Source organism: Legionella sp. km772 (assembly GCF_003989735.1).
GTDB lineage: Bacteria > Pseudomonadota > Gammaproteobacteria > Legionellales > Legionellaceae > Legionella.
In genome coordinates this window covers 17,918-30,605 of sequence record NZ_RZGQ01000001.1, presented here as the reverse complement: position 1 = coordinate 30,605, position 12,688 = coordinate 17,918, and the positions used below count along the sequence as shown (strand labels likewise).

Genomic DNA, 12,688 nt, shown 5'->3' with positions numbered 1-12,688 from the left:
GTAGTTAAAATGAAATATTGGAAAGTATTAAGCTTGGCGTTTTGCACATTTGCTTTTGCAGTTAATTGCAAAGCACACGCAGGAGTGAAGCAGATTGAGACAAAGTACAATGTTAAAATTGGCGTTTATGCAATTGACACCAATAATGGTAACAGCTTTTCTTATCGTCAGGATGAGCGCTTCCCATTTCAAAGCACTGTTAAGATGTTAGTAGTAGCTGTTGCTTTAAAAAATATTGAAGCTGATGAGAGAATAAAAATTTCTTCAGATGATATTGTGTTTTGGAGTCCTATCGTTCGCCTGAATTTAGATAGAGGTTACATGACGATAAAGGAGCTTGCAGAAGCAGCAATGCGTTATAGTGATAATGCTGCAACTAATATTCTGATTACAAGGCTTGGAGGAACTAAAAGCATTAATGAATTTGCAAAATCAATAGGTGACAGATCATTTAATTTAGAAAATTTAGAACCTAATTTAAACTCAGATCCAAATAATATTCATGATAGCTCTACTCCCAAAGATATGGCCGAAAGTGTTCAAAAATTATTGATAGAAAATAATGTGTTAGGTCAAGAAAATCAGAATATATTAAAAACTTGGATGATGAACAATACTACAGGTTACAAAAAAATTAGATATGGATTGCCTCTAGGTTGGAGCGCGGCAGAAAAAACAGGTGGAGGCTCTGTTATTTCTAATGATATAGGAATTGTATGGTCGCCTGCATGTAAGCCAATAGTACTAGCAATTTATACATTTTCAAATAAAAAAGATAATGCGCAGAAGGCTGATAAAGCGATTGCTGAAACGACTAAATTTATTCTTGATGAGTTTTCTAAGAAAAACCTATGTTTCTCAGCAACGGATTTTAAATAAGATTTATATGGCGGTTAATTTAATGAAATATTTTAAAAATCTCTGTCTTATATTATGTGCATTCATCATTGCAAGTAATGCTTATGCTCTAGAAAGCAAAACGCTTGATATGTTTGACAAGACCCGAGACAGAAATGTTCCTGTGGTTATTTATCAAGGGGAAACGATAAATAAACCCGCGGTGATCATCAGCCATGGCTATGGCATCAAAAATACAGAATATTCGTTTATTGCAAATGCTCTTGCAACACGTGGATATTTCGTAGTGAGTATACAGCATGATTTGGAGACGGATAAACCGCTTTCTACAACAGGAAATCTATTTGAAAGAAGAAACCCCCTTTGGGAAAGTGGTGTTCAAAACATTTTGTTTGTGATGAATGAACTGCAAAAAATAGAACCACAGTTGAATCTGAACAAAGTGATTTTAATAGGCCATTCTAACGGAGGCGATATGTCTATGATGATGGCTCAGACTCATCCCAAAATGGTTTCAAAAGTTATTTCACTTGATAGCAGAAGGTATCCTTTCCCAAGAAATCCGAAATTAGAGATTTTACGCTTTGGAGCAATAGATGATGAACCAGATGAAGGGGTCGTACCTGAGTCTGGTGTTCAAGTTATTTATGTGAAAGGTGCTCTGCATATAGATTTGTGTGATCGAGGAAGTCCGGAAATTAAGGATGAAATTCAAAAATCTATTATTCAATTTTTAGATAGGTAATTTATGACAACAATAACATACGAAGAGTTTGAGCGAGTGAATTTGCGCTCTGGTACGATTGTGAAAGTAGAAGAATTTTCAAGGGCAAAAAAGCCGGCATTCAAAGTGTGGGCAGATTTTGGACCTGAGATTGGGGTATTGCAAACATCAGCTCAAGTGACTGTGCATTATACGCCCCAGTTTCTTATTGGGCGCCAGATTGTGGGATGCGTTAATTTGGGAGAAAAGAATATAGCGGGCTTTACCTCTCAGTTTTTGCTTGTGGGATTTGCGGATGAAAGCGGCGCTATATGTTTGATAACAGTTGATCCAAAGGTTCCTAATGGACAAAAAATGCATTGACATAAGACGCTTCATCCTCACTGGTACCCCAGGAAGTGGAAAAACTTCTGTCATCAAAGAGCTAGAAAAATTAGGTCATACTGTTCTTCATGAAGCTGCGACGGATGTCATTAGCATAGAGCAAGCTAAGGGTATAGAAAGACCATGGGAAGAGCACGGGTTTTTAGATAAAATTGCACACATGCAAAAAGAACGCCAGATGAATTCTACCGGAAATATGCAGTTTTATGATCGCTCACCTTTTTGTACCTATGCTCTTGGTAAATATTTATCTCATTGGAGCAATGACGATTTTAAGCCTTCTTCCATATTGCTTGATGAAATTCTTCGTTGCCTAGAGGGTGGAGTCTATCAAAACAAGGTCTTCTTTTTTGAAAATTTGGGCTTTATCGAGCATACTGATGCTAGAAAAATTAGCTACGAAGATGCATTGGTTTTTGAACAGATTCATCTAGATGTTTATAAAGAGTTTGGTTTTGATATTATGATGTTATCAAAAGAGCTGACGGTCACTTATCGATGTGAATTTATTTTGGAACAAGTCGTATGTTAAAAATACTTGATAAAATTTTAAATCAATGGATTTTAGAAGAATTCAAAACCTTCCCTAATCAAGGGATACTCTGGGAAATTATTGAACATCAAAATACAGGAAAAATATTCGAGCTACCATCTAAGTCAATTTTGATTATGGAGAATTGCCCCGATCCATTTTTATTTATTGCAGGTGAGCTGGAAGATGAAGATGTGACGGAGGTCATCTCTCTTGTTGGTGGATTAGAGTTCCCCATGCTGTACTGCCGGGCTAAATATCATCATCTGTTTTTAAAACGCGGCTGGAATTTTCATTTGCGTAGTTCTCTATCGCTGCCTAAACTAAAGCAAATTATATCACCCGATCCTACCCTTGAAATTAAGCCTATCGAATCAATCGATCTTTTTAAACAATGTACCTGGTATAAAGAGCGATCTGAACTTTATGGGGCCGATGAAAATTTTTTACGCCATGGTATCGGCTACGCTTTATGCAAGGGCTCTAGTGTTGTTAGTGAAGCTTATGCAAGTAAGGGCGGTGGGTATGCTGAAATAGGCGTTATTACCCATCCTGAGCATAAACGCAAAGGGTATGCTACATTAATTGTCGCTCATTTAATTAACGAATGTAAAAAATCGAAAATCATTCCACAGTGGAGTTGTAATACAGATAATCGAGCTTCTCTTTATACAGGGCTGAATATGGGTTTTGAAATTGATAGCTACTACACGTTACTTGTCCCAGATTGTGGTAATGTTTTATGTCAAAACTTAATAAATTGGTTAGAAAATAACAATTATTGTGCTTGATATTGAGTAACAGTTTTTTTTAGATATTCTATACAGCACATGCAGCTTAAGAGGATTGTTTTCACTAAGCTTAGGGTGATAAAAATCATCGCTTGGATTCTGTTTCCAGTTGGGAATTAATGTAATTCATCCATGAATTGCAGCGCAGTTTTTTCAAACTCATTAAAATGATTCTCGAAACCATGATCTGCACCATTAATAGTAACAAACCTAGAATGTATGTTTTCTTTTGCCAAGGCTTGTTTTAAATTCAACTGCTCTTGTAAAGAAACTCTATCATCTGCTGTGCCATAAACTATCAGTACCTTAAGTGTTTTTGGTATATTTGTTAGATTATTGACGGGATTGCGACTCTTAACCCAATCTTCAAAGGTTGTATGTGGACTGTTTTTGAAAAATTGTTTAAAAAGATATTTCATATCAGGTCGTTGTTGCATCGTTACCTGTAGGTCTACGTTACCTGAGACAGAGATGGCTTTATTTACAAGCTGCTGAACGTATTTGCTTTGTTGTAAAGAAAGAAACATTTCTAAAGCACCGCGACTTACCCCCATCATTGTAAAAGGTGCCTGCAGTTTTACATTCGAAAAATCTTCAAGACGAGGGATAAACTTAAGAAGGTTTTCAACATCATGGACATCTTCTCCACCAAATTCATCTTTACCTTTATAAATATTTCCGCGATATAAGGTACCTACAACGTTATAGCCCTTAAGAAAAGAGAAACGATTATTGGGTCGCATAAGACCAAAAAATTTATTCCCTCCGCGTAGAAATATTAAAATTGGACTTTGTTTCTGATTTGTTAAGTAGCTAAAATATCCAGCTACTTCATGTCCATCACTAAGATATTTGAAAATTACAATCTTACGATCACCACTGATTAAGGGGGCTTTTAATTCAACCGGGATACTCTCATCTAAAGACAGTTGCTCTGTAATGTCTTTAAAGTCAGTGTTTCCTTTTAATCTATATATTTCGGCTCTGCTTTTAGATAATTTTAAGGATTGATAGTCTTTATATGTCCTGATAATAACATTATGATATGTGGCAATTAACACAACAAAAATTAGAATAATTAGCAAACTTATTTTTTTAATCATGGCTGTTCGTTTTGTATGAAAAACTCATGTAGTTTTTCTCGTAATAATTTCTTATCAGGTAGTTGAGTTTTATATTCTGCGATTACTGCTGGTGATAAGGTTCTATTTAGAGCAAATTCAACAACTTCATTATCTTTATTTGCACACAGTAATATTCCAATAGCTGGATTTTCATGTTGTTTTTTTTCATTTTGATCTAATGCTTCAAGATAAAAAGAAAGCTTGCCTAAATATTCTGGTTCAAAACGGCCTACTTTTAATTCAAATGCAACCAAACAGTTTAATCCCCGATGAAAAAATAATAAATCTATAGCAAAATCTCGATTACCAACTTGGATAGGATATTCTGAACCAACAAAGCAAAAATCTTTTCCTAATTCAATTAAAAAATCTTTTAGCTTATGTAATAACCCTCGTTGTAAATCTATTTCATCGTGTCCATCTGGTAAATCCAAAAACTCTACCATATAGGCATCTTTAAATATGCTAATTGCTTCTGGCCTTAATTCAGTAAGTATCTTAGAGCTTTTTTGAGGGTGTAACATTGCTCGTTCAAAAAGAGCGGTCTTTAATTGTCGCTCTAATTCTCGTTTGCTCCACTGTTCGCGAATGGCTTGATTAACATAAAAAAGTCGTTCTTCTCTACTCTTGCTTTGACTCAATATAATTAAATTATGAGTCCATGGTAATTGTCTCACCAGTGGTGAGATAATTTCATCGTGGCAATATGTTTCATAAAACTGACGCATCCTAAATAGATTTACTTTAGTAAAACCCCGCAATCCTGGTAGAGTTTCAGCAATATGGCTAGCCAATTGAGGGATAATTGCATCACCCCATTCTGCATTTTTTATTTTCAGGCTAATGTATTGTCCAACTTGCCAATATAAATCAACCAGTAGGGTATTAACTGCTTTATAAGCTTTTTCACGAGCATTATGAATTAACCCGATTATTTCAGAGAATTGCGCTATCGGATTGTTTGTAATATTTTTATCCATATGAAGGTATTCAAAATAAAATTGTTAATTTTGTCAGGCGACATTCCTAATAAATTGCACCACGACTCCAATGATATCGAGTTTAATATCATCACCTACTTTAATGTTTGGCCAATTATCATTTAACGTTAATAATTCAAATTCTGGTGAAGTATAAGATAATTTTTTGTACTGGCAAATGATCACTTCAGATTTACCATCCATCCTAACTACTACATAATTTCCCGGTTTTGGCTGCACAGAAGAATCGATCACCAGTGTATCATTCAGTCTGAACTCAGGCATCATACTGTCATCAATCATCTTTAAAGCAAAAGCATCTCCTTCTAATGTTGGTAATAACGCTGCGCTAACAGAAATTAGTACAGCATTATCTGAACTACCTTGTTCACGTAGTTCATTGAGACAATGTTTGGCATCACATGCCTGATGATGGTTGAATAAGGGAATCAACCTACTGAGTTTTTTTGTTTGGTTCTCTTGTTTTTCATCCGATAAGCACATTAAAAAAGCCGCGGGTACTTCTAACGCATTAGCCAACTGTTTAATTTCCTCAGGCCCAGGGGTGCGTAGCCCATTTTCCCAATTATTAATTCTCGATTGCTTGAGATCGGTAGTCAAATTTGCCAACCCTTGTTGGCTCAATCCCTTTGCTTTACGTGCCTCATAAATTCGTTGGCCAATTTTTTCTTTAATCGTGGACACTATTCCCCCTAAAAAAATTGAAATAACTCTTGATTAACCACAAAACGTGCTATATCATAAGCATTAATTAGCACATTTGGTGACAATAAATATGTTTATTGAGTTCAATTTATCATAAAAACAATATAAAAACGAGAAATTTGGATATTTTTATGCATAGTTATTTAAAAATAACTTCACAAGAACTTAGTGCATTAATGGGATTACCCTATCTTCAGCAGGTTACTTACTTGCTAGGCATAAGACCTTATATGGATGCTACTACTTCGCTTGTTGGAATCAAAAGAGGCATTAGTTACCAATCATTGGCGGAAACCTTATATGTGGAACCACATCAAGGTATTCAATCAGGTAGTCCTAGCCGCCAACAATTACGACGCGTGATCAAAGCCTTAGAACGCGCAGGACTAGTGTATATACAATCCGATGATAAACACCTCATTTTAAAATGCTTGTTGGCTAATTCGAATTATTCTGTCCAAAATAAAGCCGACACAAACCCGACACAGCAAGCCGACACAAACCCAGCACAAAGACAATCAATAAAATCAAGCGTAGTAGAGGTTATCGACACAAATCCAGACATACCTCAACCCCTAAAAGCCGACACACCTCATATAGAAGATAATTATTTATATATTTTCTTGCAGCAAATGTTCGAGCAATTTTGGTCGCTTTACCCTGAGAAAAAATCGCGTGAATGTGCGTTTGAAACTTTTAAGAAAATCAATCCGGATGATCAGCTCCTAAGAACTATGCTGCAAGCGATTGAAGGCCAAATTAAAGCCCGCAATGCAAAAGAGTCACGTGGTGAGTGGGTGCCAGCTTGGAAATATCCAGCAAACTGGTTGGCACAAAAATGCTGGGAAGATGAAGTCAGAATTGAAGTAATTGAGGAGAAAAGGAATGCAAAGCATCGCCCAAGTACTAAAAACACAGCCCATGATCCATTCTGGAACCCAGAAACAGAAGACACAGCAAGCGCCAGTGAAGATGAATACAAGCCAAACAACGTCATCAACCTGCAATGCTATCGACAGCAATAAAAAGCGTATTGAGAATCTGTTTACACGCTTTGCTGTCTTTTATGGGCACCTGTGGCGCAGTCAGTTTAAGAGCGATGGATTTTTGGAGTTTGCTAAAAATGAATGGCTGGAGGGGTTAAGTCGATTCAGTGATGACACTTTGAATCAGGCCATCATTGAATGTCGGGACCATTGTGAAATGCCACCAAGCTTGCCTCAGTTAATTGGCATTTGTCGTGACATAAAAAAGCGAAATAACGTTTATGTCGCACCCAAAGAATTTGCCCCTGCAAGTAAAGAGGTGGCGTTCGCTGCTATCAAGCAGTGCAAAGCATTTTTATTTTAAAAACTACAGGAGAAAACACATGTTGGTATTAACAAGAAGAGTCGGAGAGTCTGTCGTTATCCATGATGATGTTTACTGCACGATCGTGGGATATCGAGATGGAGAAGTGCGCCTTGCTTTTGACGCACCTAAATCCATTCCCGTCCATCGGGATGAAATTCAGCGACGCATCTATCGGGAACGCCAAAAAGATCAATGGTTTCATGACAATGCTCCCAATAAGGAAAGCATTGTTGACCGTTTAATCAGCAAATTCAAGAGCAGCGTAAAGCTTAGTGAATATCATCAATAACAAAATCATCATTCAGGAATTAGCCAAAATGATAAAGCAAGAAGAACAAAGTACAACGGTTAAAGATAGAGCCTGCGAAAAGCTAAAGCGTGATTTAGGTGGTTTGATTATAGGCGCGCTTAGTGATCCTAAAACGGTAGAAATCATGCTCAATGCAGATGGCAGACTTTGGCAAGAGCGCTTAGGCGAAACGATGCGTTGTATCGGAAGTATCACCGAGGCACGGGCTGAGAGCATTATCAAAACAGTTGCGGGGTTTCATGGTAAGGAAGTTACCCGCTTTAAGCCCTTGTTGGAAGGTGAACTGCCTCTGGATGGGTCGCGTTTTGCTGGGCAGCTTCCGCCAGTTGTTTCACGACCAACCTTTGCAATTCGCAAAAAAGCGCTGTCGGTTTTTACCCTCAATCACTATGTAGAGTCGGCGATTATGACCGAAGCGCAGTGTGAGACCATTGAACAGGCGGTTGCAGCACATCGCAATATCTTGGTTATTGGTGGCACTGGATCAGGAAAGACCACCTTGGTTAACGCCATCATCAATGAAATGGTGATTCATGCGCCTCAAGAACGCATTTTTATCATTGAGGATACCGGCGAAATCCAGTGTGCCGCTAAAAACTGTGTCCAATATCACACGACCATTGATGTAAACATGACCCAGCTGTTGAAAACCACGCTCAGGATGCGCCCCGACAGAATTATCGTGGGAGAGGTTCGTGGCGCTGAGGCTTTGGATTTGCTGGATGCCTGGAATACCGGGCATGAGGGCGGTACTGCAACTCTCCATGCCAATAACTGTCTGGCTGGTCTTTATCGTTTGAAATCATTGATTACCAGAAACCCTGCAGCACCCGCTGAGATTGAGCCGCTGATCGGAGAGGCGGTGCATTGTGTTGTGCATATCGCCAGAACACCGCAGGGTCGCAGGGTAGAAGAAATCATCTCAGTTCATGGCTATGAGAATGGTCATTACAACATTGAAAAACTTGTTTAAGGAGAAAATGAATGCACCAAGTAACCCGATTGAATCAAAAGAACTTTGTCTTGATGGGATTAACGATTTTGTTTTTGCTGTTAATCACCCATCCAGCATTGGCAGCAACGGCTGGTGGCGGCCTTCCCTTTGACTCGTGGCTCACCAAAATTCAAAAATCTGTCACAGGACCCTTTGCCTTTAGTGCGGCCATTATCGGTCTGGTTGCTGCAGGGGCAACGCTGATTTTTGGTGGTGAGTTAAATGGCTTTATGCGCTCCTTAATCTTTTTTGTTCTAGTGCTGGCTTTTTTAGTTGCTGCTCAAAATACCATGACGGCTATTACCGGAAAAGGCGCTGAAATTTCCAAGCCTTCTACGATAACAATTGCGCAGGATATCCAGTCATGAGTTTGCGCACTATCCCAATCCGCCAATGTGGAAACCGCCCGAGTCTTTTCATGGGCGGTGACCGAGAGCTCGTGATGTTTTCAGGTTTGCTGTCCGCCATTCTGATATTTGCAGCCCAAGACTGGCTAGCGGCCTTTGTTGGGGTATTGATGTGGTTTTCAGCCTTAAAAGGTCTTCGTCTCATGGCCAAATCAGATCCATCAATGCGAGCAATTTATCTGAGACAAAGACGCTATCAGGCCTATTATCCAGCGCGCTCAACCCCGTTTAGGACTAATCGAAGAGGTTATCAATGATTGAATTAATCAGTTTTTTAATCAGCAGCACAGGGCTTGTTCTTTTAAGCCTGTTGTTCTGGGAAATCCGCTTGAAAACACGTGAACGACTTTTAAAAAAACACAGGTCGCACCAAGCTGGTTTGACCGATTTACTCAACTATGCGGCCGTGATTGATGATGGGGTGATTGTTGGTAAAAACGGCTCATTCATGGCCGCCTGGCTTTATAGTGGTGAAGACATTGCCAATACCACGGATGGTGCGCGAGAAATGCTTTCATTTCGTATCAATCAGGCCTTATCGGCCATGGGTAATGGATGGATGATCCATGTTGATGCGGTGCGTCGTGCAGCGCCTGGTTACAGCGATATAAATCATTCACATTTTCCTGATGCCATTTCTTTAGCTGTTGATGAGGAAAGACGGGCACTATTTGAACAATTGGGAACCCTTTATGAAGGGTATTTCGTGATTACCTTGACCTGGTTTCCCCCTGTATTGGCGCAAAAGCGTTTTGTAGAGTTAATGTTTGATGATGATGGCGCTCATTTGAGTGATAAAGCCAAAACCTGCCAGTTGATTGAGGAGTTTAATCAATCTTGCCGGAACTTTGAGTCGCGGATGAATTCTGGTCTTCATCTTGAAAGATTGGTTGCTGAAAAGGAAGCTAATTCGCCTGTCCATGATAATTTCTTAAGACACTTACAATTTTGCATTACAGGCCTTAATCATCCGGTTAACATGCCTAAAAACCCGATTTATCTTGATGCCTTGATTGGCGGCCAGGAGCTGGTCACAGGGATTACCCCTAAAATTGGCAGAAAGTTCATTCAATGCGTGGCGATTGAAGGCTTTCCCATGGAGTCTTTTCCCGGGATTTTAACGGCTCTGACCCAATTGCCGGTTGAATACCGTTGGAGTTCTCGCTTTATCTTTATGGATGTGCATGAGGCCGTCGCTCATTTCACCAAGTATCGTAAAAAATGGAAACAAAAGGTGAGAGGCTTTTTTGATCAGGTTTTTAATAACAACTCTGGGGTAATTGATGAAGATGCTCTGGATATGGTCAAAGACGCGCAATCAGCCATTGCAGAAACCAATTCAGGCATGGTCGGCCAAGGTTATTACACCTCGGTTGTTATATTGATGGATGAAGACAGAGTTTTGGTTGAAAAAGCAGCATTGATGATTGAAAAGAACATCAATGCCTTAGGCTTTACCGCAAGAACTGAAACCATTAATACTCTCGATGCCTTCATGGGCAGCCTGCCAGGTCATGGAGTTGAAAATATCAGAAGGCCTTTGATTAACACCATGAATCTGGCGGATTTGCTACCCACTTCCAGCATCTGGACAGGTGAGAATAAGGCGCCTTGCCCCTTATTCCCTGCATTGTCACCGCCCTTGCTCCATTGTGTCACCAGCGGCAATACGCCTTTCAGGCTGAATCTCCATGTTAGGGACTTGGGCCATGGCATCATGTTTGGTCCAACCCGTTCGGGTAAGTCAACCCATCTCGGGTTAATTGCCTTGTCCTGGCGGCGATATAAAGAGGCACGTATTTACTCTTTTGATAAAGGCATGTCCATGTATCCCACCTGCAAGGCTACTGGTGGCGAACATTACACTATTGCGGATAAAGCCTCAACGCTTGCTTTTGCGCCCCTACAGTTTTTAGAGACCAAAGCAGACAGGGCATGGGCTATGGAATGGATTGATACCATTCTGGCTTTAAACGGCTTAAACACAACACCCGCGCAGCGCAATGAGATTGGCCACGCCATTATGAGCATGCATCAAAGTGGCTCTAAAACTTTGTCTGAATTTGTCATGACTATTCAGGACGAACCTATTCGTGAAACCCTAAAACAATACACTATTGATGGTCTGATGGGACATTTATTAGATGCCGAAAGCGACGGTCTAGGTTTGTCTTCCTTCATGACCTTTGAAATCGAGCATCTGATGGGCTTAGGCGAAAAATTTGCCTTGCCAGTGTTGCTGTATTTATTCAGAAGAATTGAAACCTCATTGGATGGCAGACCCACCCTCATCCTGTTGGATGAGGCCTGGTTGATGCTGGCGCATCCGGTATTTAAAAACAAGATCGCTGAATGGCTTGATTCCATGGCCAAGAAAAACTGTGTGGTTTTTATGGCAACACAGCATTTATCACATGCAGCAGGCTCAGGCATTCTCGACATTATTGTTGAATCCACAGCCACCAAAATTTTTTTACCCAATCTTTTTGCTCGTGATCCAGAGACACGGTTGATTTATGAGAGCATGGGCTTAAACCCGCGACAAATCGACATCATAGCCACCGCCCAACCCAAACGCGATTACTACTACGTCAGTGAAAAAGGCCAGAGACTTTATCAGCTGGCGTTGGGGGCACTGGCTTTAGCCTTTGTCGGGTCAACCGATCCTGATTCCATCGCGCGAATGAAACAGCTGGAACAACAATTCGGCGAACAATGGGTGAATTACTGGCTCTTGGAAAAAGGTATCACTTTGAACCAATATGGAGAAGCAGCATGAATAAAATCAAACAATGGCTAACGCCCGCATCCAAAAAACTAAAACTCACGGACAACCCTTATCTCAATGCTAAAAGAGCGTGGAATACCCACACCGCAGGCTTGATGAAATCACTGCAAATCTGGCAGCTGGTAGGATTAAGTAGTTTACTGGTGACCTTAGCTGCCGTTGGCGGATTGATTGCAATTGGCAGCCAGTCAAAGTTTGTCCCCCTGGTATTTCAGCAGGATTACAGTGGTAACACTCTTTCAGTGACCCGTGCTGATCGAGTTGGACAAGCGAGTATTGATGATTATCGCACCACCGCCGCACATTTCATTGAGAACCTGCGCATGGTCAGTGCCGATAGCGAGTTGCAGAAAAAGGCTGTTTTTCAGGTCTATGCCTATTTAAACCAAAACGATGCGGCACTCACCAAGGTTCAGGAATTCTACAGCGACAAGCAACAATCCAATCCCTTTGAAAGAGCAGCCCATGAGCTGGTCAGTATCGAAATCAGATCGGTTCTGCAAGAGACTGAGGACACTTGGCAGGTTGATTGGATTGAGACGGTTAGAAATCGCGATGGAACCATTAAACAAAAGCCTGCCTTGATGAAAGCTATTGTCACCATGTATCAGGAAAGTGAGATCAATGACATTGCCAGTGAGTCCATTTTGAAAAACCCGCACCTCATTTATATCCGCGATTTTAACTGGTCTTATGACTTAAAACATGGGGAATAGC

At 40.1% G+C, this 12,688-nt stretch carries 16 protein-coding genes; 13 read left to right on the top strand and 3 right to left on the bottom strand.

Going from position 1 to position 12,688, the window contains the following annotated elements:
• Positions 1-9 precede the first annotated feature (9 nt).
• Genes bla through ELY15_RS00150 form a run of 5 tightly spaced genes read left to right on the top strand, consistent with a single transcriptional unit; the run spans position 10 to position 3,289 of the window.
• Positions 10-879, top strand: coding sequence for a class A beta-lactamase (gene bla, locus ELY15_RS00170; protein ID WP_127097635.1), 870 nt, complete (start codon positions 10-12; stop codon positions 877-879).
• Between the two features lie 22 nt (positions 880-901).
• The gene (locus ELY15_RS00165; protein WP_127097702.1) at positions 902-1,603 is read left to right on the top strand and encodes an alpha/beta fold hydrolase; all 702 of its coding nucleotides are present in this window, start codon (positions 902-904) and stop codon (positions 1,601-1,603) included.
• A gap of 3 nt (positions 1,604-1,606) precedes the next feature.
• Positions 1,607-1,945 carry a tRNA-binding protein gene (locus ELY15_RS00160; protein ID WP_127097634.1) on the top strand — a complete coding sequence of 113 codons (339 nt, stop codon included), beginning with the start codon at positions 1,607-1,609 and terminating at the stop codon, positions 1,943-1,945.
• On the top strand, positions 1,926-2,498 hold the full coding sequence (locus tag ELY15_RS00155) for an AAA family ATPase (protein ID WP_006871029.1): 573 nt from the start codon (positions 1,926-1,928) through the stop codon (positions 2,496-2,498). Before ELY15_RS00160 ends, ELY15_RS00155 begins: the two co-directional genes overlap by 20 nt.
• A complete protein-coding gene (locus ELY15_RS00150) occupies positions 2,492-3,289 on the top strand; it encodes a GNAT family N-acetyltransferase (RefSeq protein WP_127097633.1) in 798 nt (265 codons plus the stop codon). Before ELY15_RS00155 ends, ELY15_RS00150 begins: the two co-directional genes overlap by 7 nt.
• Before the next feature lie 116 nt (positions 3,290-3,405).
• On the opposite strand, the gene ELY15_RS00145 is transcribed toward ELY15_RS00150, so the two are convergent.
• From ELY15_RS00145 to ELY15_RS00135, 3 genes are read right to left on the bottom strand one after another with little or no spacing between them, the layout of a single operon-like run.
• Positions 3,406-4,392 carry a S9 family peptidase gene (locus ELY15_RS00145; RefSeq protein ID WP_127097632.1) on the bottom strand — a complete coding sequence of 329 codons (987 nt, stop codon included), beginning with the start codon at positions 4,390-4,392 and terminating at the stop codon, positions 3,406-3,408.
• Positions 4,389-5,393 carry a YhcG family protein gene (locus tag ELY15_RS00140; protein WP_127097631.1) on the bottom strand — a complete coding sequence of 335 codons (1,005 nt, stop codon included), beginning with the start codon at positions 5,391-5,393 and terminating at the stop codon, positions 4,389-4,391. The genes ELY15_RS00145 and ELY15_RS00140 overlap by 4 nt, the downstream gene beginning before the upstream one ends.
• A gap of 33 nt (positions 5,394-5,426) precedes the next feature.
• On the bottom strand, positions 5,427-6,098 hold the full coding sequence (locus tag ELY15_RS00135; RefSeq protein WP_199744127.1) for a S24 family peptidase: 672 nt from the start codon (positions 6,096-6,098) through the stop codon (positions 5,427-5,429).
• Between the two features lie 152 nt (positions 6,099-6,250).
• On the opposite strand from ELY15_RS00135, the gene ELY15_RS00130 reads away from it, so the two are divergent.
• From ELY15_RS00130 to ELY15_RS00095, 8 genes are read left to right on the top strand one after another with little or no spacing between them, the layout of a single operon-like run.
• The gene (locus ELY15_RS00130; protein WP_127097700.1) at positions 6,251-7,144 is read left to right on the top strand and encodes a hypothetical protein; all 894 of its coding nucleotides are present in this window, start codon (positions 6,251-6,253) and stop codon (positions 7,142-7,144) included.
• A gap of 16 nt (positions 7,145-7,160) precedes the next feature.
• On the top strand, positions 7,161-7,469 hold the full coding sequence (locus tag ELY15_RS00125; RefSeq protein WP_127097699.1) for a Vir protein: 309 nt from the start codon (positions 7,161-7,163) through the stop codon (positions 7,467-7,469).
• Between the two features lie 19 nt (positions 7,470-7,488).
• Positions 7,489-7,761 (top strand): carbon storage regulator CsrA, encoded by a 273-nt coding sequence (gene csrA, locus ELY15_RS00120; protein ID WP_127097630.1) that lies wholly within the window; start codon positions 7,489-7,491, stop codon positions 7,759-7,761.
• Positions 7,762-7,789: 28 nt separating this feature from the next.
• Positions 7,790-8,755, top strand: coding sequence for a P-type conjugative transfer ATPase TrbB (gene trbB, locus ELY15_RS00115; RefSeq protein WP_127097698.1), 966 nt, complete (start codon positions 7,790-7,792; stop codon positions 8,753-8,755).
• An 11-nt stretch (positions 8,756-8,766) separates the two neighbouring features.
• Entirely contained in the window at positions 8,767-9,144 is a 378-nt protein-coding gene (locus tag ELY15_RS00110) for a TrbC/VirB2 family protein (protein WP_006871041.1), read from the top strand.
• Positions 9,141-9,440, top strand: coding sequence for a conjugal transfer protein TrbD (locus ELY15_RS00105; protein ID WP_040535119.1), 300 nt, complete (start codon positions 9,141-9,143; stop codon positions 9,438-9,440). The genes ELY15_RS00110 and ELY15_RS00105 overlap by 4 nt, the downstream gene beginning before the upstream one ends.
• On the top strand, positions 9,437-11,962 hold the full coding sequence (locus tag ELY15_RS00100; RefSeq protein WP_127097629.1) for a conjugal transfer protein TrbE: 2,526 nt from the start codon (positions 9,437-9,439) through the stop codon (positions 11,960-11,962). The genes ELY15_RS00105 and ELY15_RS00100 overlap by 4 nt, the downstream gene beginning before the upstream one ends.
• Complete coding sequence (locus ELY15_RS00095; protein WP_127097628.1) at positions 11,959-12,687, top strand: conjugal transfer protein TrbF; 729 nt, start codon at positions 11,959-11,961, stop codon at positions 12,685-12,687. Before ELY15_RS00100 ends, ELY15_RS00095 begins: the two co-directional genes overlap by 4 nt.
• The last annotated feature ends 1 nt before the right edge of the window (position 12,688 follow it).

Coding starts and splice junctions, on each gene's coding strand:
- bla (WP_127097635.1), top strand. CDS start 10: ATGAAATATTGGAAAGTATTAAGCTTGGCGTTTTGCACATTTGCTTTT.
- ELY15_RS00150 (WP_127097633.1), top strand. CDS start 2,492: ATGTTAAAAATACTTGATAAAATTTTAAATCAATGGATTTTAGAAGAA.
- trbB (WP_127097698.1), top strand. CDS start 7,790: ATGATAAAGCAAGAAGAACAAAGTACAACGGTTAAAGATAGAGCCTGC.
- ELY15_RS00145 (WP_127097632.1), bottom strand. CDS start 4,392: ATGATTAAAAAAATAAGTTTGCTAATTATTCTAATTTTTGTTGTGTTA.
- ELY15_RS00100 (WP_127097629.1), top strand. CDS start 9,437: ATGATTGAATTAATCAGTTTTTTAATCAGCAGCACAGGGCTTGTTCTT.
- ELY15_RS00095 (WP_127097628.1), top strand. CDS start 11,959: ATGAATAAAATCAAACAATGGCTAACGCCCGCATCCAAAAAACTAAAA.
- csrA (WP_127097630.1), top strand. CDS start 7,489: ATGTTGGTATTAACAAGAAGAGTCGGAGAGTCTGTCGTTATCCATGAT.
- ELY15_RS00130 (WP_127097700.1), top strand. CDS start 6,251: ATGCATAGTTATTTAAAAATAACTTCACAAGAACTTAGTGCATTAATG.
- ELY15_RS00155 (WP_006871029.1), top strand. CDS start 1,926: ATGGACAAAAAATGCATTGACATAAGACGCTTCATCCTCACTGGTACC.
- ELY15_RS00110 (WP_006871041.1), top strand. CDS start 8,767: ATGCACCAAGTAACCCGATTGAATCAAAAGAACTTTGTCTTGATGGGA.
- ELY15_RS00140 (WP_127097631.1), bottom strand. CDS start 5,393: ATGGATAAAAATATTACAAACAATCCGATAGCGCAATTCTCTGAAATA.
- ELY15_RS00160 (WP_127097634.1), top strand. CDS start 1,607: ATGACAACAATAACATACGAAGAGTTTGAGCGAGTGAATTTGCGCTCT.
- ELY15_RS00105 (WP_040535119.1), top strand. CDS start 9,141: ATGAGTTTGCGCACTATCCCAATCCGCCAATGTGGAAACCGCCCGAGT.
- ELY15_RS00165 (WP_127097702.1), top strand. CDS start 902: ATGAAATATTTTAAAAATCTCTGTCTTATATTATGTGCATTCATCATT.